At 64.6% G+C, this 16,763-nt stretch carries 23 protein-coding genes and 1 pseudogene; 15 read left to right on the top strand and 9 right to left on the bottom strand.

What is annotated here, in order from left to right; genetic code table 11:
- From AX750_RS08725 to AX750_RS08710, 4 genes are all read left to right on the top strand, one after another.
- Positions 1–800: MBL fold metallo-hydrolase (locus AX750_RS08725; RefSeq protein WP_156462435.1), on the top strand; the 800-nt coding region annotated here is incomplete at its 5' end.
- A 41-nt stretch (positions 801–841) separates the two neighbouring features.
- Complete coding sequence (gene bigR, locus AX750_RS08720; RefSeq protein WP_067253909.1) at positions 842–1,135, top strand: sulfite-sensing transcriptional repressor BigR; 294 nt, start codon at positions 842–844, stop codon at positions 1,133–1,135.
- A complete protein-coding gene (locus AX750_RS08715) occupies positions 1,132–1,539 on the top strand; it encodes a YeeE/YedE family protein (RefSeq protein WP_067253905.1) in 408 nt (135 codons plus the stop codon). Before bigR ends, AX750_RS08715 begins: the two co-directional genes overlap by 4 nt.
- A complete protein-coding gene (locus AX750_RS08710) occupies positions 1,536–1,973 on the top strand; it encodes a YeeE/YedE family protein (RefSeq protein ID WP_067253901.1) in 438 nt (145 codons plus the stop codon). The genes AX750_RS08715 and AX750_RS08710 overlap by 4 nt, the downstream gene beginning before the upstream one ends.
- 19 nt (positions 1,974–1,992) lie before the next feature.
- On the opposite strand, the gene AX750_RS25455 is transcribed toward AX750_RS08710, so the two are convergent.
- Positions 1,993–2,661: an acetolactate decarboxylase gene (locus AX750_RS25455; RefSeq protein ID WP_245282356.1), complete on the bottom strand. Its 669-nt coding sequence runs from the start codon at positions 2,659–2,661 to the stop codon at positions 1,993–1,995.
- A gap of 148 nt (positions 2,662–2,809) precedes the next feature.
- On the opposite strand from AX750_RS25455, the gene AX750_RS26445 reads away from it, so the two are divergent.
- On the top strand, positions 2,810–2,980 hold the full coding sequence (locus tag AX750_RS26445; protein ID WP_197432805.1) for a hypothetical protein: 171 nt from the start codon (positions 2,810–2,812) through the stop codon (positions 2,978–2,980).
- 397 nt (positions 2,981–3,377) lie between these two features.
- Here the strand turns inward: AX750_RS26445 and AX750_RS26440 are convergent, their stop codons facing one another.
- From AX750_RS26440 to AX750_RS08695, 3 genes are read right to left on the bottom strand one after another with little or no spacing between them, the layout of a single operon-like run.
- Positions 3,378–3,515 (bottom strand): DUF2474 domain-containing protein, encoded by a 138-nt coding sequence (locus tag AX750_RS26440; RefSeq protein ID WP_197432804.1) that lies wholly within the window; start codon positions 3,513–3,515, stop codon positions 3,378–3,380.
- Entirely contained in the window at positions 3,515–4,516 is a 1,002-nt protein-coding gene (gene cydB / locus AX750_RS08700; RefSeq protein ID WP_067253894.1) for a cytochrome d ubiquinol oxidase subunit II, read from the bottom strand. The genes AX750_RS26440 and cydB overlap by 1 nt, the downstream gene beginning before the upstream one ends.
- Positions 4,517–4,531: 15 nt before the next feature.
- Positions 4,532–5,947, bottom strand: a complete 1,416-nt coding sequence (locus tag AX750_RS08695; protein WP_067253889.1) for a cytochrome ubiquinol oxidase subunit I — start codon at positions 5,945–5,947, stop codon at positions 4,532–4,534.
- Positions 5,948–6,044: 97 nt separating this feature from the next.
- On the opposite strand from AX750_RS08695, the gene AX750_RS08690 reads away from it, so the two are divergent.
- The 8 genes from AX750_RS08690 (at position 6,045) to AX750_RS08655 (ending at position 12,240) form a co-directional block, all read left to right on the top strand.
- Positions 6,045–6,551: an Rrf2 family transcriptional regulator gene (locus AX750_RS08690; protein WP_067253885.1), complete on the top strand. Its 507-nt coding sequence runs from the start codon at positions 6,045–6,047 to the stop codon at positions 6,549–6,551.
- Between the two features lie 83 nt (positions 6,552–6,634).
- Complete coding sequence (locus tag AX750_RS08685) at positions 6,635–6,859, top strand: DUF2892 domain-containing protein (RefSeq protein ID WP_067253882.1); 225 nt, start codon at positions 6,635–6,637, stop codon at positions 6,857–6,859.
- Between the two features lie 80 nt (positions 6,860–6,939).
- Positions 6,940–7,833: an MBL fold metallo-hydrolase gene (locus AX750_RS08680; RefSeq protein WP_067253879.1), complete on the top strand. Its 894-nt coding sequence runs from the start codon at positions 6,940–6,942 to the stop codon at positions 7,831–7,833.
- 26 nt (positions 7,834–7,859) lie between these two features.
- Positions 7,860–8,510, top strand: coding sequence for a peroxiredoxin (locus tag AX750_RS08675; protein WP_156446395.1), 651 nt, complete (start codon positions 7,860–7,862; stop codon positions 8,508–8,510).
- Between the two features lie 138 nt (positions 8,511–8,648).
- The gene (locus AX750_RS08670; protein ID WP_197426498.1) at positions 8,649–9,218 is read left to right on the top strand and encodes a rhodanese-like domain-containing protein; all 570 of its coding nucleotides are present in this window, start codon (positions 8,649–8,651) and stop codon (positions 9,216–9,218) included.
- A 64-nt stretch (positions 9,219–9,282) separates the two neighbouring features.
- A complete protein-coding gene (locus AX750_RS08665; protein ID WP_066716045.1) occupies positions 9,283–9,720 on the top strand; it encodes a DsrE family protein in 438 nt (145 codons plus the stop codon).
- A gap of 55 nt (positions 9,721–9,775) precedes the next feature.
- Positions 9,776–11,449 (top strand): bifunctional protein tyrosine phosphatase family protein/NAD(P)/FAD-dependent oxidoreductase, encoded by a 1,674-nt coding sequence (locus AX750_RS08660; RefSeq protein WP_067253875.1) that lies wholly within the window; start codon positions 9,776–9,778, stop codon positions 11,447–11,449.
- Entirely contained in the window at positions 11,446–12,240 is a 795-nt protein-coding gene (locus tag AX750_RS08655) for a sulfite exporter TauE/SafE family protein (RefSeq protein WP_066719135.1), read from the top strand. The genes AX750_RS08660 and AX750_RS08655 overlap by 4 nt, the downstream gene beginning before the upstream one ends.
- A gap of 19 nt (positions 12,241–12,259) precedes the next feature.
- Here the strand turns inward: AX750_RS08655 and AX750_RS08650 are convergent, their stop codons facing one another.
- From AX750_RS08650 to AX750_RS08640, 3 genes are read right to left on the bottom strand one after another with little or no spacing between them, the layout of a single operon-like run.
- Positions 12,260–13,330: a YeeE/YedE family protein gene (locus AX750_RS08650; RefSeq protein ID WP_066719132.1), complete on the bottom strand. Its 1,071-nt coding sequence runs from the start codon at positions 13,328–13,330 to the stop codon at positions 12,260–12,262.
- A 35-nt stretch (positions 13,331–13,365) separates the two neighbouring features.
- Positions 13,366–13,743 (bottom strand): metalloregulator ArsR/SmtB family transcription factor, encoded by a 378-nt coding sequence (locus tag AX750_RS08645; RefSeq protein ID WP_066719129.1) that lies wholly within the window; start codon positions 13,741–13,743, stop codon positions 13,366–13,368.
- Between the two features lie 2 nt (positions 13,744–13,745).
- Entirely contained in the window at positions 13,746–14,156 is a 411-nt protein-coding gene (locus AX750_RS08640; protein ID WP_066719126.1) for a hypothetical protein, read from the bottom strand.
- 75 nt (positions 14,157–14,231) lie between these two features.
- On the opposite strand from AX750_RS08640, the gene AX750_RS08635 reads away from it, so the two are divergent.
- Positions 14,232–14,789 (top strand): thioredoxin family protein, encoded by a 558-nt coding sequence (locus tag AX750_RS08635; protein WP_066719123.1) that lies wholly within the window; start codon positions 14,232–14,234, stop codon positions 14,787–14,789.
- 9 nt (positions 14,790–14,798) lie between these two features.
- Here the strand turns inward: AX750_RS08635 and AX750_RS08630 are convergent, their stop codons facing one another.
- The gene (locus tag AX750_RS08630; RefSeq protein WP_197426572.1) at positions 14,799–15,863 is read right to left on the bottom strand and encodes a YeeE/YedE family protein; all 1,065 of its coding nucleotides are present in this window, start codon (positions 15,861–15,863) and stop codon (positions 14,799–14,801) included.
- A 394-nt stretch (positions 15,864–16,257) separates the two neighbouring features.
- On the opposite strand from AX750_RS08630, the gene AX750_RS26435 reads away from it, so the two are divergent.
- Complete coding sequence (locus AX750_RS26435; RefSeq protein ID WP_066719119.1) at positions 16,258–16,632, top strand: DUF302 domain-containing protein; 375 nt, start codon at positions 16,258–16,260, stop codon at positions 16,630–16,632.
- Between the two features lie 24 nt (positions 16,633–16,656).
- On the opposite strand, the pseudogene AX750_RS26835 reads toward AX750_RS26435, so the two are convergent.
- Positions 16,657–16,763, bottom strand: a pseudogene (locus tag AX750_RS26835) (sulfur oxidation c-type cytochrome SoxX); the annotation flags it as partial.

The following is a 16,763-nucleotide window of genomic DNA, read 5'->3' as shown; positions in this document are numbered from 1 at the left end:
CGACGCATTGCTGCGCGATCATCGACCCGGTGCATGATTTCGACGAGAAGTCGGGCGCGACGCGCACCACCCATGCCGACGCGATCCTCTCCTTCGTGGCGGAGCAGGGGCTGACGGTCGAGTGGATCCTCGACACCCATCCCCATGCCGACCATTTCTCGGCGGCCCATTATCTCAAGCAGAAGACGGGTGCGCCCACGGCGATCGGGGCCCGCGTCACGCAGGTCCAGCAGCTTTGGCAGCGTCTTTACAACTGGCCTGCTCTGAAGACCGACGGCTCGCAATGGGATCGCCTGTTCGCTGAAGGGGACAGCTTCAAGCTGGGCGGGATCGAGGCTCGGGTGATGTTCTCGCCAGGGCACACTCTGGCTTCCGTGACCTATGTCATCGGCGACGCCGCCTTCATCCATGACACGATCTTCATGCCCGACTCCGGCACGGCAAGGGCGGATTTCCCCGGCGGCAGCGCCAGGGCGCTGTGGGCCTCGATCCAGGACATCCTGGCGCTGCCCGACGAGACGCGGCTGTTCACCGGGCATGACTACGAACCGAAAGGGCGTCATGCGCGCTGGGAGAGCACCGTCGGCGAGCAGAAGCGCAGCAATGCCCATCTCGTCGATATGACGCAGGAGCGCTTCATTGCCCTGCGCGAGGCCCGCGACGCGACGCTGCCGATGCCAAAGCTGATCCTGCCCTCGCTCCAGGTCAATCTTCGCGGCGGCCGCCTGCCGGAGCCCGAGGATGACGGGCGGCGCTATCTCAAGATTCCGCTCGACGCCTTGCCGGGAGCGGTCTGGTGAGCGGCGCCGCGTCTCCCATTGAGGCCGATGCACGCCACGAGATGGCCGCGCGGGCCGAGGAGGTCGCCGCCTTGCTCAAGGTGATGGCCCATCCAATTCGCCTGATGCTCGCCTGCAAGCTGGCGGAAGGGGAATTCTCCGTCGGCGAGCTGGAGCGGCTGCTCGACATCCACCAACCGACGCTGTCGCAGCAACTCGGCATCCTCAGGGAAAACGGGGTCGCCGAGCCGCGCCGGGACGGCAAGCAGATCTTCTACCGCCTCACCCAGCAGAAGGCCTCGCAACTGATCGCGGCGCTCTACGCCATCTTCTGTCAGAAGGACGACGTCTCATGAGCGCCTATTGGCCTTCCCTGTTCGGCGGCATGGTGCTGGGCCTTTCGGCCGGTCTGCTGCTGCTGCTCAACGGCCGCATCGCCGGCATCAGCGGCATCGTCGGGCGCCTGCTCGGTGGCCATCAGGCGTGGGCCAACGGCGCTTTCGTCGTCGGTCTCCTGGCCGGTCCGGCCCTCTATGCGGTGGCCCATGGCGCGCTCCCGGCGATGACGGTGTCCGCCTCCTGGCCGGTCGTCATCCTGGCCGGGCTGATCGTCGGCATCGGCACGCGGATGGGCTCCGGCTGCACCTCCGGTCACGGCATCCTCGGGCTGGCGCGGCTCTCGAAGCGCTCGATGGTCGCGACCGCCAGCTTCCTCCTCGCTGGCGTCGCCACCGCCACCCTTACGGGATTGTTGTCATGAGCCCGCTCGCCATCGCTCGTGTCGCCGTGTCGCTTCTGGCCGGCACGCTGTTCGGCTTCGGCCTGTCGCTGTCGGGCATGGTCGATCCCGCCCGTGTCATCGGGTTCCTCGACATCGCCAGCGGTCACTGGGATCCGAGCCTGATGTTCGTGCTGGGCGGAGCGGTATGCGTCGCCTTCATCGCCGTCGCGATCCAGCGTCGCCTGCCCAGGCCCGTCCTCGATACGCAGTTCCACATCCCCGAGCGGACCGACATCGACGCCCGCCTGGTCGGCGGTTCGGTGCTGTTCGGCATCGGCTGGGGGCTGGCCGGCTTCTGTCCCGGGCCGGCGCTGTCGGCTCTGACGACGGGCCTGCCGCCGGTTTTACTGTTCATCGCGGCGATGATCGCAGGCATGCTGCTGCATGACCGGGTGCTCGCCAAGGCGTCCTAAGCAGGATTGACGTGGCAAATTAACGAGTGCGTGGCAGATAGAGGACCGCGCCGGCACTGACACTGTAGTCGTCGACATGGCCGGAGCGGGTCAGGCTTGGGTCGACCACATGGAGGTGAAAGCGCTCCTTGGGATGTGTGACGACACCTTCCAGCGCCGCGCCGCTGTAGATGCCAACGAGCATGCCGACGCTGCCTGACTCTTTATGCACATGCATGCCGGCATGCTTGTTGGCATGAGTTCCGCCATGTCCGGCTCCATGGCCGAGGGTCGCCGCTGCGCTTGCAGGCTGCCCCGTGACGACATGCCAGGTGAGAGAAGGCAACGTCCCTTCGAGACGGAAGGCGAAGGGTGCGTCCGGGGGCAGGCCGATATCGAGGGCGCTGGCCTCAACGAAGCGCTCGAACGCCGCGCGGGTCATCGTCTCAGGCACAACGCGTTCATGCCAACTCGCGACGATTGCGCCCGCATAGAGCGCTGCGGCGTCCGAGGCATTCGCAGGGCTGGTCCGCCCCTGAGGATCGCTGCCGCGCGAAACCAAGACGCGTCCATCCACAACGACGATCTCGCCTGAAAGGCCAGCCAATGCGCCGACTCCCCACACTCCGGGCCCGATACGGAGTGCGTCGAGCGTCACTTGCGCTGACGTATCGCCCGTATGGGCAAGGCGTCGAAAGCTGCCATGCACCTCCAAGGGCGAGCCTGCGGATGGGCTTGTTGGCTGTGCTGTCACGGACACAGGCATCAGGAGCATAGCGGCGACGATGGCGGTGGAGGAGCGCAAGGGAAACCCTCGGTTTGCGAGACTTGTTTGGCATATCCGAGCGCTGCGTTGCATGATCACGATCATGTTGGAGCAGTTCGAGACCCAGTTTGCAGTCACCGATCTGCGCCGCCGGCACTTCGCGGCAGGCGCGCTGCTGTTTTGTCGGGGGGAGCCGATCCACTGGCTCCACATCGTCGTGAAGGGGGCGCGTTCATCTGGTGCGCCAAACGCTGCAGGGTAGCGACCTCGTCCTGCAGCGGGCACAGGCCGGATCGCCGCTGGCGGAAGCTTCGCTGTTTTCTGAGCGTTATCACTGCGACGGCCGAGCTGAGGTGGCGACGGAGACGCTCGGCATTCGTATCGCAGCGGTTCGCGAGCGTCTCTCGCGGGAACCGGAATTCGCGCGATGGTGGGCCGAGCATCTCGCCCGAGAGGTACAGGCCGCCCGGCTGCGCGCTGAATTGCTGACGTTGAAGACCGTGGCCGAACGCCTGGACGCCTGGCTAAGCCTGAACGGCGCCACTGTGGCTATCCGAGGCGCGAGGGCGCGTCTCGCAGCCGAACTCGGTGTTTCGCCGGAGGCGCTCTATCGCGAGATCAACCGGCGCGCGCGATCTATAGCTCCCGTTGGCCAGAGCTCAAATCATGAGCGCCCAGCGGATGGCGAGGCCGACGACGGTCAGACTTAGGACGCCGGCGGCCCAATAGACCACGAACCAGCCCAGGCGCGCGAGCGCCCGGGGCTTGTCGGCCGCATTACTGTTGCCGGCGGCCATCAGTGATAGCCTCCGACTGCATTCACCTTCCCTCGGAAGACCCAATAGGAATAGGCCGTGTAGGCTAGGATCAGCGGGATCAGAACGACCGCACCGACCAGCAGGAAGGACAGCGAGTTATCCGGCGCTGCCGCCTCCCAGATGGTCACGCTGTTGGGCACTATGTGCGGGTAGAAGCTGATGCCCAGGCCGATGAAGCAGAGCACGAACAGTCCCAGGGTTGCCAGGAAGGGGCTGAGTTCACGTCTTTGGGTCAAGCCCCGCAGCAGGACGAAGCCCAGCCCGATCACGACCAACGGCACGGGGCCGACCAGTAGGATCTGAGGCCAGACCAGCCACCGTTCGAGATAGCTGGCGTTCAGGGTCGGCGTCCATGCGCTGACCGCGCCGATCAGCAGAAGTGTGGCCGGCGCTGCCCAAAAGGCGATGTCATAGGCACGGCGCTGGACATGGTTCTCGGTCTTCAGGATCAGCCATGTGGCCCCGAGCAGGGCGTAACCGATCACCAGCGCGACGCCCGTGACGAGGCTGAACGGGGTCAGCCAGTCCCACCAGCCGCCGGCGTAGGCGCGCCCGACGACGGGGATGCCCTGCACCAAAGCGCCGAGCGCGACGCCTTGGGCAAAGGCGGCGACGATCGAGCCGAAGGCAAACGACCAGTCCCAGAGAAACTGGCCGCGACGCGTTTTCCAGCGGAACTCGAAGGCGACGCCCCGAAAGATCAGGCCGAGCAGCATGACGGTGAGCGGCACATAGAGCGCCGGCAGGATGATGGCATAGGCGAGTGGGAAGACGGCGAGCAAACCACCGCCGCCGAGCACGAGCCAGGTCTCGTTGCCATCCCAGACCGGCGCCACCGAGTTCATCATCTCGTCGCGGTTGGCTTCACCGCTGACGAGCGGAAAAAGAATGCCGACGCCGAGATCGAAACCGTCGAGTACGACATAAGCGAGGACGGCAAAGGCGATCAGCGCCGCCCAGATGAAGGGAAGGTCGAGCATGGTGGCCTGGCTCCTTTACTGGGCAACCGGCAGGGCGCCCGTGGCGTCCATGACAGGGCCGGGCATGATTCCGCCGGCGCGCACCGGCTCGTCGGGCGCTAGCCCACTCTCGGCGACATGCGGCGGGTGGTTCATCAGGCGCAGAACATAGAAGGTGCCGGCGCCGAAGAGGGCGAAGTAGACGACGATGAAGGCGATCAGAGAGGCCCCGACGGCTGCGGCATCGATCGGGGATGCGGACTGCGCCGTCGTCAGCAGGCCATAAACCGTATAGGGCTGCCGGCCGACCTCGGTGGTGATCCAGCCCGCAAGCACCGCGACAAAGCCGGCGGGGCCCATGACGATGGCCGCGCGCAGGAAGGGCTTGACGTCGTAAAGCTTCCGACGCCAGCGCAGATAGAGGCTGAGAGCGCCGATGCCGAGCATAGCGAAGCCGATCCCGATCATGACGCGGAAGCTCCAGAACACCACGCCGACAGGCGGCTGCAGGTGCAGGGGGATCGTGTCGAGCCCAGCCAGCGGCGCGTTCAGGTCATGCTTCAGGATCAGGGACGAGGCCTTGGGAATCTGGATCGCGTAGTCGATCCGCTTCTCGGCACTGTTGGGAATGCCGAACAGGATCAGCGGGGCGCCATCGGGATGGCTCTGGAAATGTCCCTCCATCGCCATAACCTTGGCCGGCTGATGCTCGAGCGTGTTCAGTCCGTGCATGTCTCCGGCGACGATCTGGATCGGAGCGACGATTGCCGCCATCCACATCGCCATCGAGAACATGATGCGCGCGCCTTCGTTGCCGCGGTCGCGCAGGACATGCAGTGCCCCGACCGCGCCGACCACGAAGGCCGTCGTCAGATAGGCGGCGAGCACCATGTGCACGAGCCGGTAGGGGAAGGAGGGGTTGAAGATGACGGCCCACCAGTCGGTGACGACGAACTGGCCGACCGCATTGATGGCGTAGCCGGCCGGCGTCTGCATCCAGCTGTTCACCGACAGGATCCAGAACGCCGACATGAAGGTGCCGAGCGCGACCATCAGCGTGGCGGCGAAATGCAGACGCGGACCGACACGCGACAGGCCAAACAGCATGACCCCGAGGAAGCCCGCCTCAAGGAAGAAGGCGGAGAGCACCTCATAGCCCATCAGCGGCCCAATCACCGGGCCGACCTTGTCAGAGAACACACTCCAGTTCGTCCCGAACTGGTAGCTCATGACGATGCCTGAGACGACGCCCATGCCGAAAGCGACGGCGAAAATCTTCTTCCAGTAGTTGAACAGGTCCATGAAGACCGGGCGCCCGGTCGCCAGCCAGAGCGCGTTGAGGACCGCGAGATAACTCGCCAGGCCGATCGAGAACGCCGGGAAAATGATGTGGAAGCTGATGGTAAATGCGAATTGGATTCGCGCCAGCATGAGGGCTTCTAAACCGAACATCTCAGCCTCTTAAATGTTGTATTGGATATGATGATTATTGCGATCTCTCGCTAAAAGCAATATGTGGAATGTACCTATTTGTCGCAGGAGGTCGCGTTTGCGCCTGACCCAGTATTCCAATTTCGCCTTGCGGACGCTCCAGCTGTTGGCTCTGCGCGCTCCCGCGATCGTCTCGGTCGAGGACGTGGCGCGTGCTCACCGGATTTCCCGCTCGCATCTGGTCAAGGTTGCTCATGAGCTGGGACGGCGCGGCTATGTCGAGACCATCCGTGGCCGCAATGGCGGGATGAGATTGGCGCGTCCGCCAGAGGAAATCACGGTCGGGGAGATCATTCGCTGGACCGAGGCGCCGCTGGAGCTCGTCGAGTGCTTCAATTCCGAAACCAACACATGCCCTCTTCTGGGCGCCTGTCATCTCTCGCGCGGCATTCAGCGGGCCTTGAGAGCGTTTCTCTCCGTGCTCGACGATATGACGATTGCCGATATTGCCATTAACCGGGTCGCCCTGCTGGAGCGGCTTCAGGATGCCGGCGGCGTTGATTCGGGGCTCCCCATCGAATTTGAGGCAGCCCCGGTCGTCAGCGGGATGATTGCGACAAAATAATCATTCCGAGTGATTATTTTAATTGACACATGCGAATTCTCGAATGTTAATGGCGGGGCCATCGTCATTCACGGGAGAGAGTCATTACCAATGTCGGCACACTGGATCGCACCTTGCGTTTCATACTGGGTGCGGTGCTCGTCGCCGCCGTCTTCGTTCCTCCCGTCGCAGATATGGTCGCGCCCTGGGGTGCCTGGAAATACGCGCTGACGGCCGGGGGACTGGTCATGCTGGGGACGGCGGCCTTCCGCTTCTGCCCCGCCTACACGCTGCTGGGCATCAGAACCTGTCCGCTCGTCAGGCCTTGAGCTTTGGTTGTGGGCGGCGTCCCGCCGCCCATTGAGCGCAACAATCTCCACGTCGCCACAGTCAGCCCGCGAGGCCAGCCATGCCGCACATTCCGCACGCCGTCGATCTCGCCGTGAAGCCCGAGGTTACGGCTTTCTTCGACGCCCCCACCAACACCGTCAGCTATGTCGTCAAGGACCCTGGCTCCAACGCCTGCGCCATCATCGATTCCGTGATGGACATCGACTACGCGGCCGGGCGCATCTCGTATGAATCCGCCGACGCGATCATCTCATTTGTCGAGACACATGGCCTTGCGCTCGAATGGTTGATCGAGACCGATGTGCACGCCGACCACCTCTCGGGCGCGCCTTACATCCAGGGCAAGCTCGGCGGCAAGATCGGCATCGGCGAGAACATCACCATCGTTCAGGACACCTTTGGCAAGGTCTTTAACGAAGGCACCGAGTTCCAGCGCGACGGCAGCCAGTTCGACCGCCTATTCGAGGATGGCGACAGCTACACCATCGGTTCGCTACGCGCCTTCGCGATGCACACGCCCGGCCACACCCCCGCCTGCATGACGCATGTCATCGGCGATGCAGCCTTCGTCGGCGATACGCTGTTCATGCCCGACGGCGGGTCGGCCCGCGCCGATTTCCCCGGCGGGGATGCCCGCACGCTCTATCGTTCGATCCGGCGCGTGCTCGATCTGCCGCCCGCGATGCGGCTGTTCATGTGCCACGACTACGGCCCCAACGGGCGCGAGATCCGCTGGGAAACCACGGTCGCCGAGCAGCGCGCCCACAACATCCATGTCCGCGACGGCATCAGTGAGGACGAGTTCGTCAAAACCCGCGAGGCCCGCGATGCCACGCTGGCGATGCCGAAGCTGATCATCCCCTCCTTGCAGGTGAACATGCGCGCCGGCGCGCTGCCCCCGCCCGATGAGAGCGGCAAGGTGTTCCTCAAGGTGCCGGTGAACGCGCTGTGACGATCAACCCGAAGGACATGACCAGCATGACGGCGTTCGATTTCACTGCGGGCCTGCCTGGGATCAATCGCCCGGCTCCCCATTTCGCGGCACAGACCACCGATGGGCCGCGATCATTGACCGACTACCTTGGCAAATGGCTTGTTCTGTTCTCGCATCCTGCCGATTTCACGCCCGTCTGCACGACCGAGTTCGTCGCGTTTGCTCGCCATCATGCGGCATTCCAGGCGCTCGATTGCGAGTTGCTGGGTCTGTCGATCGACAGCGTCTACGCGCACATCGCGTGGCTCAGAAACATCGAGGAGAAATTCGGGGTCGAGGTTCGCTTCCCGATCATCGAAGACCTGTCGATGACTGTCGCGCACGCCTACGGCATGGTGCAGCCCGGTGCCAGTGACACCTCCGCTGTGCGCGCGACCTTCGTCATCGACCCTCAGGGCGTCCTGCGTGCCATGCTCTATTACCCCATGAGCAACGGGCGCTCGGTGCTGGAAATCCTGCGCCTGGTTGGCGCGCTTCAAACGAGCGATCTGCACAAGATCGCGACGCCTGAGGGGTGGACAAAAGGTGAGAGCGTGATCGTGCCACCGCCCAAGACGGCGGAGGAGGCAAGGCGACGTAGCACCCAGGGATTCGACACGACGGATTGGTATTTCAGTACCCGCAATGTTGCCTAACGTCGTCCCGACCCACCCTCTCGTGTCGGAGCCATACGATCCGCAAGCGGGGCGCGAAGTCCTGCAACGGGCGCTTGGAGCGACCAAACCATCCCGCCATTCTAATTGAAAGGGCCCGCCATGGTTAAGGGCATTGTGATGCTTGTTGCCGTAAGCCTCCAGGGCATGGCGTCTGCCCATGCCGCTCCGGAGCCTGTCAACCCCGACCGCCAGACGCCCTGGAAGCTCTATGTGGATTCCCGGGAGGCCTTCGCCATGAAGCAGGCTCAGGGCGACAAGGTCCTTCTGGTTGATGTCCGCGACCCGATCGAGATCATGTTCACCGGCTTTGCGCCGACCGTCGACGTCGTCGTGCCGTTCATGTCGGCGAACCTGTCGAAATGGAACGAACAGCGCTCCGTCTATCAGGTGGAGCGCGATCCCGCCTTTGCCGAGAAGATCGCCAAGGCCCTGACCGACCGCGGCCTCGGCAAGGACACGCCCATCCTGCTGATGTGCCGTTCAGGTGGCGAGAGGGGCGCGCCCTCGGCCAAGGCGCTGTGGGGTAGGGGCTTTTCCAGCGTCTACGTCGTCGTCGACGGCTTCGAAGGCGACACGATCAAGGACGGTCCGCAGAAGAACTGGCGTCGTGTCGATGGCTGGAAGAACTCCGGCTTGCCATGGGGATACACGCTCGACCGGTCGAAGTTCCCGATCGGCGAGAAATGATCGTCGGCGCTCCGCGACAGGTTGTTCTGCCGCTCCCCATCCCTCGACCTTCAAGGACACACAAATGACACCCGTTTCCAAGGCCGTTTCGACGGCAGTGCTGGCCACGGCGCTGATGGCCTCCCCAGCTGTCGCCGGTCAAAAGATGCTGATGCTGCTGAGTGCACCGGCCGCGGAGGCTCAGGCCTTCAATCTGGTGCTCGCAAATCAGCTGCAGGCGAGCGGACACGGTGTCCACATGCTCCTCTGCGGCGAAGCCGGCGACATCGTCCTGAAAGCCGTCCCGGCAGCGGCGACGAAGGCCGTAACCCCCCAGGGGATGACGGTGCGCTCGCTGCTGGAGGGGCTCATCACCAAGGGTGGAACAGTGCAGGTCTGCGCCATCTACCTGCCCAACCGCAAACTCCAGGTGGACGCTCTGATGGTGGGTGTGAGCGTCGCTCGCCCGCAGGATGTCGCCGCCATGATCGCCGATCCGGCGGTGAAGGTCGTCGGCCAATAAGGTCGTCAGACACAGCCGACCCAAAAATAGAAGCCCGACCTAGGGAGGACAACCCATGCAGATCAAGGCAATCACCGACCAGCTGTCGGTCTCTGAACAAATCTTGTCCTCGCAAATCGCCGAAATTGCAGCGGCAGGCTTCAAGTCGATCATCTGCAATCGCCCGGACGGCGAAGGAGCCGACCAGCCGGTCTTCGCCGAGATCGAAGCGCAAGCCAAGATCGCCGGCCTCTCAGCGGTGTACCTGCCTGTCGTATCCGGGAAGGTCAGCGACGAAGACGCATCGTCATTTCGTGCGCTGATGGATGCCCTGCCGAAACCGACCATCGCCTATTGTCGCACGGGCACGCGATCGGCGACCTTGTGGTCTCTTGTGGAGGGTGCACGTGGCCTCCCCCTGCCTGAGATCCTGTCGGCGACGAAAGCGGCGGGCTTCGACATGAACGGTGTCGCGCGCCGCATCGCAGGCAAGGGACTTGTCGGGACCGAGACGGTCGATGCACATGCCGAGGTCGTCATCATCGGTGGCGGTGCCGCTGGCATCGCGCTCGCCGCGAGCTTGAAGGCGCGTCGGCCGGAACTGGACATTGCCATCATCGAGCCTGCCGACGTCCACTATTACCAGCCTGGCTGGACAATGGTGGGTGGCGGGATTTTCGATCCCGCCACAACGGCGAAAACCATGGCATCGCTCATCCCTGCCGGCGTGCGCTGGATCAAGGCCGCTGTCGCCGCATTCGAGCCGCAGAAAAACGCCGTCATCCTGGAAGGCTGCCGGGTGGTCACCTATCGGGCGCTCGTGGTTGCCGCGGGGCTGAAGCTGAATTGGGCTGGTATCGAGGGCCTGTCCGAAACGCTTGGCCGGAATGGCGTCACCTCCAACTACCGCTATGATCTCGCGCCCTACACGTGGGAGCTAGTTCAGTCCCTCAAGCGTGGGCGCGCCGTCTTCACGCAGCCGCCAATGCCGATCAAATGTGCCGGCGCGCCTCAGAAGGCACTCTACCTCTCGGCCGACCATTGGTACCGTCAGGGCCTGCTCAAGGACATCGATATCGACTTCTTCAATGCCGGGGCGGTGCTGTTCGGCGTGAAGGAGTACGTCCCCGCGCTGATGGCCTATATCGAGCGCTATCAGGCCCAACTCCACTTCCAGCACACATTGACCCGGATCGACGGCGAGAAAAAGCGGGCCTGGTTCTCGAAGTCAGAAGCCGACGGCACACGATCGGCGGTCGAAACCGATTTCGACATGATCCATGTCGTCCCTCCTCAGGTCGCCCCGGATTTCGTGCGCGTCTCGCCGCTCGCCGACAGCGCTGGCTGGGTCGATGTCGACCAGGCGACGCTTCGTCACAAAACGCTTGCCGGCGTCTATGCGCTCGGCGACGTCGCCAATACGCCCAATGCAAAAACCGCTGCTGCGGCGCGCAAGCAGGCCCCCGTCGTCGCACACAACCTGCTGCGCGACCTTGGCCATGGCGGCGAGCGGGACGCCAATTACGACGGCTACGGATCGTGCCCTCTGACCGTCGAACGCGGAAAGATCGTGCTCGCCGAGTTCGGCTATGGCGGTAAGCTCCTTCCGAGCTTTCCCGGCTGGATGCTCGACGGCACCAAGCCGACGCATCTGGCCTGGCTTCTCAAGGAGCGGATGCTGCCGCCGATCTACTGGAAGGCGATGCTGCGCGGTCGCGAATGGATGGCCAAGCCGGAACTCGTGGCATGAACATCGGACCCGATATCGCATCGGTCGGCTCCGGCTCGCTGGTCGGCTTCGTACTCGGCCTCATCGGCGGCGGCGGTTCGATCCTCGCCGTGCCGCTGCTGGTCTATGTCGTCGGTGTCGCGTCCCCTCATGTGGCAATCGGGACGAGCGCGGTCGCAGTTGCGCTCAGCGCCTTCGCCAATCTGCTCGGACACGCCCGTGCCGGCAATGTCCGGTGGCCTTGCGCGCTGGTCTTCTCAGCTGCCGGCATCGCAGGAGCCGCGGTCGGCTCGACCATTGGCAAGAGCTTCGACGGCCAGAAGCTACTGCTCCTGTTCGGGGTGCTGATGATCGTGATCGCGATTATGATGTTCGTCCGCAAGGGCGGTGACGGCGCGGCCTTCCAGCCGCTTGGACGTACGACGGCATCGAAGCTGCTGCCGCGGCTGCTCGGCATGGGCGGGCTCGTCGGCGCAATGTCCGGCTTCTTCGGCATCGGTGGCGGCTTCCTGATCGTGCCCGGAATGATGGGGGCGGCGCGCATGCCGATGATCATGGCCATCGGATCGTCGCTCGTGGCCGTGACAGCCTTCGGGATCACAACCGCCGTGTCCTATGCGCTGTCGGGTCTGGTCGACTGGCGTATCGCCGCTCTCTTCGTCGCCGGCGGCGTCGCCGGCGGCATCGGCGGGACGCTGCTTGCCCAGCGTCTCTCGGGCAGCAAGTCGATGCTATCGCGTGTCTTCGCCTCGATCGTGGCGATCGTCGGCGTCTACGTGGTCGTGCGGGGGTACGCGGCCGTCTTTGGCTGATCGGGAGGACGATGAGCCATCAGTGTCGGAAGATCTGGCGGATCGAGCCTTCCATCAGGTAGGCGATGCCCAGGCGCGCGCCGACCATCATGCCGATGATCGCCAGGGGCCACGACAGCGCCATCATCGAGCCGGCCGTGATGCCCTGCCCAATGGTACATCCGCCCGCGAGGATGCCGCCCCCACCCATCATCACCGCCCCGACCAAATGCCGACGCATTTCGTGGTGGTCGTCGAAGGCCTCCCACCGGAATTCGCGATCGAACAGGGCCGAGATGAAGGCTCCCAGAACGACGCCGATGACCGAGCCGATGCCAAAGTCCAACAGGCCTTCGGGCGTCGTCAACACGGCGTATAGCGCTCGCCCGACCGGTGAGACGAAGGTCAGGCTCTGGGGACGGGCATGAGCCGCAAACTCGTCGATTGCCACGCCGGTCGCCCACCAACCGACAATCACGCCCAGACCCAGCGTGGCGCCCGCCGTTATCAAGCGCGGCGATCGACGCAAGCGCGCATCGAAGACGACGACCAAAATGAGGATGGCGGCGACGGTGACGGCGATCGTCAGGCGCAGGTCACCCACCCCCAACCAGGCTAATACGGAAGGGAGGTCCGCCGGCACCGCGCCGGGGACACCGACCGCGATGGTCTCCAGGCCGTCAATGCGCAACGGCGCGAGGATTCCCCGCAACGTCGCATAGGCGGTCGCACCGAAAACCATCATTACGATCAGGCTGCGCAGGTCGCCGGTCCCTAGCCGGATCAGCGATCCAAACCCGCAGGTGCCGACCAGCGCCATCCCGAGGCCAAACAGCGTCGATCCCAGCAGGATCGCGAACCACGGCACGGCGCTAGGGACATAAGTCGAGAGGGCGGGATTCAAGGCTCCGGTCCAGACCATTGCCTGCGTGCCCAGCAGCGCTACGCCCAGTGCTAGCCCGAAGATGCGCAGCCGACGCGTGTCGCCGCCGATCCAGACATCCTCAACCGCCCCGAAGGAGCACAGGCGCGCGCGACGGGCGGTGAATCCACAGGCGCCGCCGATAGCGATGCCGACGAGCGCGATCGACCAGCCCGGCAGCGGCCCCATCCCTCAGATCGAAACCAGGGACGCGCGACCCGGCATCACTCGGCAACCGGTGGCTTCGGCGGACCACAGAAGATGTCGTAAATAACCGCGATCACGCGGCGCACATCCTCATTGGCGAGGCTGTAATAGACCGCCTTGCCGTCACGCCGTGTCGTAACAAGTTGGTCGAGCCGCAGCCGAGCCAGCTGTTGCGACACCATCGGTTGGCGCAGTGAGAGAATGTTCTCGAGTTCGGTCACGGTCCGCTCGCGCTCGGCGAGGAGGCAAAGCAGAAGCAGGCGGTTTTCATGGGAGAGCGCCTTCAAAAAGTCGCTCGCCTTGCGGGCCTTGCGCATCAGCATGTCGAGTTCGGCGGAGAACTCCTCGCCGTCGCGTAGCTCGGCTTCGAGGGCCTTGGATACGATCGCGCTCATGGTCAATCCAGTTTCGCGGCGGTGCCGCTGCGGTGAATGGGGCCAGGCATGTCAGCAAGCATCTTGCCAAGCAATCCCCAGAAGGCGTCGTCTCCCTGATAGCCTGTTATCCGGCCTATTTCCCGCCTATCCTCGAAGATCACGAAGGTCGGTGCGGCGATGACGGGCGCGCTGAGCCCGGGGAGGTTTGACCCCCCTGCCTTGAGTTCGACGCGCCGCAGCGGCGCAAGCCGGCCTTCCTGCGTCAGATGATAGGCCGGCGCGACCTCGCGCTCGAAACGGGCGCACCAGGGACAGCCGTCTCGCGTGAACATCACGAGCTCGGCCGCCATGGCCGTCACCGATGCCAGGCTGGCGGCGGCGAGACCTAACAGCGCGAGAAGCGCGCCTGCGCGAGGACGGACGAAACCCATTGCGGTAACATAGTCGTATTCGTATGTTTATGCCAGACAAGGACTGTCGGCTTTTTCCGTTTTCGGAGCTTTGCCATGCTGACCCGTCGCACAATCCTCGCCGCCGGTCTGGCGACGGCCCTTCCGGGGGCCGCCTCCGCGCGGGCGACCCTGGGCGAGGACGGGCTCTACAAGCTGGACTGGTATCTCGAGAGCTTTCTCGACCTCGGCGAGGACGTCATGGCTGCGACCGCAGCCGGCAAGCGCTTCGCCATTCTCTGGGGGCTCAAGGGCTGCCCGGCCTGCCGGCGGATGCACGAGGTCCATCTCGCCGACCCGCAGACGGAACGCTACATCCGCGAGAATTTCGAGATTCTGCATCTCAACATTCTCGGCCAGCGTCCGGTGACCGATTTCGACGGCACCAGGCTCGGCGAAAAAGCCTTCGCCGCCCGCTACGCGATCGAAGGAACGCCGTCGATCCAGTTCTTTCCGGAGACGACGGAGGGCCTGGCGTCGAGGGCCCCTGTGGCGCGCGAGGTCGCCAGGATGCCGAGCCTGCCCGATCCGGCGGCGTTTCTGGCTCTGTTCCGCGCCGTCCGGGAGAAGCGCTACCAGAGCGGTCGTGTCTCCGCCCATGTGCAGATGGGCTGACGGGCCGGCTCAGGCGAGACCAAAGATGGGGCGCAAACGCAACCCGATGATGCTGCCGAGAAAGGCCGCCGCGACCCAGACCCAGCCCGACAGGCTGCCCGACGCCAAGGCCGAGAAATAGGCGCCGATGTTGCAGCCATCGGAGAGCCTGGCGCCGTAGCCCATCAGGAAGCCGCCTAGGGCGGCGGCGAGCCAGGCGCGCGCGCCACCGCCCGATCGCACGGCAAAGCGCGCGCTCAGGCCTGCGGCCAGCATGGCGCCGGCGACGATGCCGAAATCCATGACCGAGGTGATGTCCGCAAACAGGCTGGCCGAGAGCGAGGCCTGCTGTCCCTGCCAGTACGGCCATGACCCCGGGTCGAACCCGATCGCGCCGGCGATCTTCGATCCCCAGAGCGTGAAGCCGGCGGTCTCTCCCCAGGGGCGTCCGGCAAGCAGCAGTGTCGCAACGCTCATGGCGGCGAGCCCGAAGGCGCCCCAGGCCAACGGCCAGGGTTCAAGCACGAGGCTGCGCAGGCTCGGCCTCCGGCGGGTCGGGGACGGAGCCGGGATGGCGCGCATCACGGCGCCGAAGATCGCCAGATGCACGGCGAGCGCCGCCGGCCAGCCGAGCCAGTCCTGCATCGTGCCACTGTTCCACCTCGGCAAAGGCCACCAGAATCCCAGATGCGCGGCTCCGACCGCAGAACCGAAGACGAAAAAGGCGAGCGTCATGACGAGCCGGGCGTTGCCACCGCCGAGCGCGAACAGGGTTCCCGAGGCGCAGCCGCCACCGATCTGCATGCCCGCTCCAAACAGCACGGCGCCGATGACGAAGGAGACGCCGATCGGCGTGACGAAGCCGGCGAGCGCGAGCCCGAAAACATTGCCCTGCGCCAGCAGCGGGAAAAAGACCGCGCTCGTCAGCGCCAGCGCCAGGGCCTGGGCGCGAAAACCGGAGAAGTCGCGTTGTTCCAGTGCTGCCCGAAAGCTGCCGGCAAAGCCGAAGGTCGCCTGAAAGAGCACAAAGCCGAGCCCGCCACCGACGAGCCCTAGCAGCGGAACGCGAGCCGTCTCGTCATGGTTGCTCGCCATTCCGACGATCGAACCCAGAGTAATGAGTGCGACTGCTACGATCACGCCTTGCGGCCGCAAACTCTGCACAGGTTGGTGCGGGCCCTCCATGGTTGGAGTGATCATCGACATCGTGGCATCCCCCCGCTGCTACCGACCTTGGTCAAGGTCGGCTCGCGGTGAAGTCACGAAACAGTGACGTCTACCGTTGGCGACGCCGCCTCACGGGATGGTGTGCGGGTATCGACCAAATGCTGGGCTAGGCAGGGCCGAAGGGCGCGTTGTCCATGCGCGAGGCCTTCCCATGACGACTTCTTGCGATCGCAGGCATATCCTGGCGCTGTCATTCCTCGCATCGGCGGTGGCAATCCACCCTGGGAGAGCGCTGTCGCAAGGCGATACCGGATATCGCGTCGTGCGTAGCGCCGCCAGTTTCGCGACGCTCGAAGCCAGGACGCAGGAGGCGATCAAGAGCGCCGGCATGAACGTGGTGGCGCGCGCGTCCGCTAGCGATGGCGCTAAGTCGCGCGGTGTCACGATCCGAGGCGACGTGGTCCTCGGAATCTTTCGCAACGACTTCGCGGTGCGGATGCTGGAGGCGAATATCGATGCCGGCATCGAGGCGCCGGTGCGCCTGCATCTGGTCGAGGAACCCGACGGCACTTCGAGCATTCGCTACCACCTGCCGAGCACCGTCTTCGGGCGCTATGACGGAGAGGCGATAAAGGCACTCGGCCGCGAGCTTGACCCGATCTTCGAGAAGATCGTCGCCCAGGCCGCGGCCGGCTGAGGCCGGTGCAGATCAGCTTTCGGTCTATTTGTTCACCGGCGACTCGGGATCGAACAGATAGGCCATCACGTCCTTAATCTGCTGCTCGTCGAGCACCTTGTTGGTGCCGAAGCGCGGCATGTTCGAGCAGG

The sequence above is a fragment of the Methylobacterium sp. CCH7-A2 genome, assembly GCF_001557075.1.
Taxonomy (GTDB): domain Bacteria; phylum Pseudomonadota; class Alphaproteobacteria; order Rhizobiales; family Beijerinckiaceae; genus Allobosea; species Allobosea massiliensis.
The sequence above is the reverse complement of the archived record's forward strand: the minus strand, read 5'-3'. Positions and strand labels throughout refer to the sequence as shown.

Bases quoted from the DNA above. Each gene is read 5' to 3' on its own strand.
- AX750_RS08650 (WP_066719132.1), bottom strand. From the start codon at position 13,330: ATGGGGCCGCTGCCGGGCTGGTCGATCGCGCTCGTCGGCATCGCTATC.
- bigR (WP_067253909.1), top strand. From the start codon at position 842: ATGGCCGCGCGGGCCGAGGAGGTCGCCGCCTTGCTCAAGGTGATGGCC.
- AX750_RS26440 (WP_197432804.1), bottom strand. From the start codon at position 3,515: ATGGCCGCCGGCAACAGTAATGCGGCCGACAAGCCCCGGGCGCTCGCG.
- AX750_RS26445 (WP_197432805.1), top strand. From the start codon at position 2,810: ATGATCACGATCATGTTGGAGCAGTTCGAGACCCAGTTTGCAGTCACC.
- AX750_RS08680 (WP_067253879.1), top strand. From the start codon at position 6,940: ATGCCGCACATTCCGCACGCCGTCGATCTCGCCGTGAAGCCCGAGGTT.
- AX750_RS08665 (WP_066716045.1), top strand. From the start codon at position 9,283: ATGACACCCGTTTCCAAGGCCGTTTCGACGGCAGTGCTGGCCACGGCG.
- AX750_RS08670 (WP_197426498.1), top strand. From the start codon at position 8,649: ATGCTTGTTGCCGTAAGCCTCCAGGGCATGGCGTCTGCCCATGCCGCT.
- AX750_RS08710 (WP_067253901.1), top strand. From the start codon at position 1,536: ATGAGCCCGCTCGCCATCGCTCGTGTCGCCGTGTCGCTTCTGGCCGGC.
- AX750_RS08660 (WP_067253875.1), top strand. From the start codon at position 9,776: ATGCAGATCAAGGCAATCACCGACCAGCTGTCGGTCTCTGAACAAATC.
- AX750_RS08630 (WP_197426572.1), bottom strand. From the start codon at position 15,863: ATGGCGAGCAACCATGACGAGACGGCTCGCGTTCCGCTGCTAGGGCTC.
- AX750_RS08695 (WP_067253889.1), bottom strand. From the start codon at position 5,947: ATGTTCGGTTTAGAAGCCCTCATGCTGGCGCGAATCCAATTCGCATTT.
- AX750_RS08715 (WP_067253905.1), top strand. From the start codon at position 1,132: ATGAGCGCCTATTGGCCTTCCCTGTTCGGCGGCATGGTGCTGGGCCTT.
- cydB (WP_067253894.1), bottom strand. From the start codon at position 4,516: ATGCTCGACCTTCCCTTCATCTGGGCGGCGCTGATCGCCTTTGCCGTC.
- AX750_RS08655 (WP_066719135.1), top strand. From the start codon at position 11,446: ATGAACATCGGACCCGATATCGCATCGGTCGGCTCCGGCTCGCTGGTC.
- AX750_RS08645 (WP_066719129.1), bottom strand. From the start codon at position 13,743: ATGAGCGCGATCGTATCCAAGGCCCTCGAAGCCGAGCTACGCGACGGC.
- AX750_RS08640 (WP_066719126.1), bottom strand. From the start codon at position 14,156: ATGGGTTTCGTCCGTCCTCGCGCAGGCGCGCTTCTCGCGCTGTTAGGT.
- AX750_RS08635 (WP_066719123.1), top strand. From the start codon at position 14,232: ATGCTGACCCGTCGCACAATCCTCGCCGCCGGTCTGGCGACGGCCCTT.
- AX750_RS08675 (WP_156446395.1), top strand. From the start codon at position 7,860: ATGACGGCGTTCGATTTCACTGCGGGCCTGCCTGGGATCAATCGCCCG.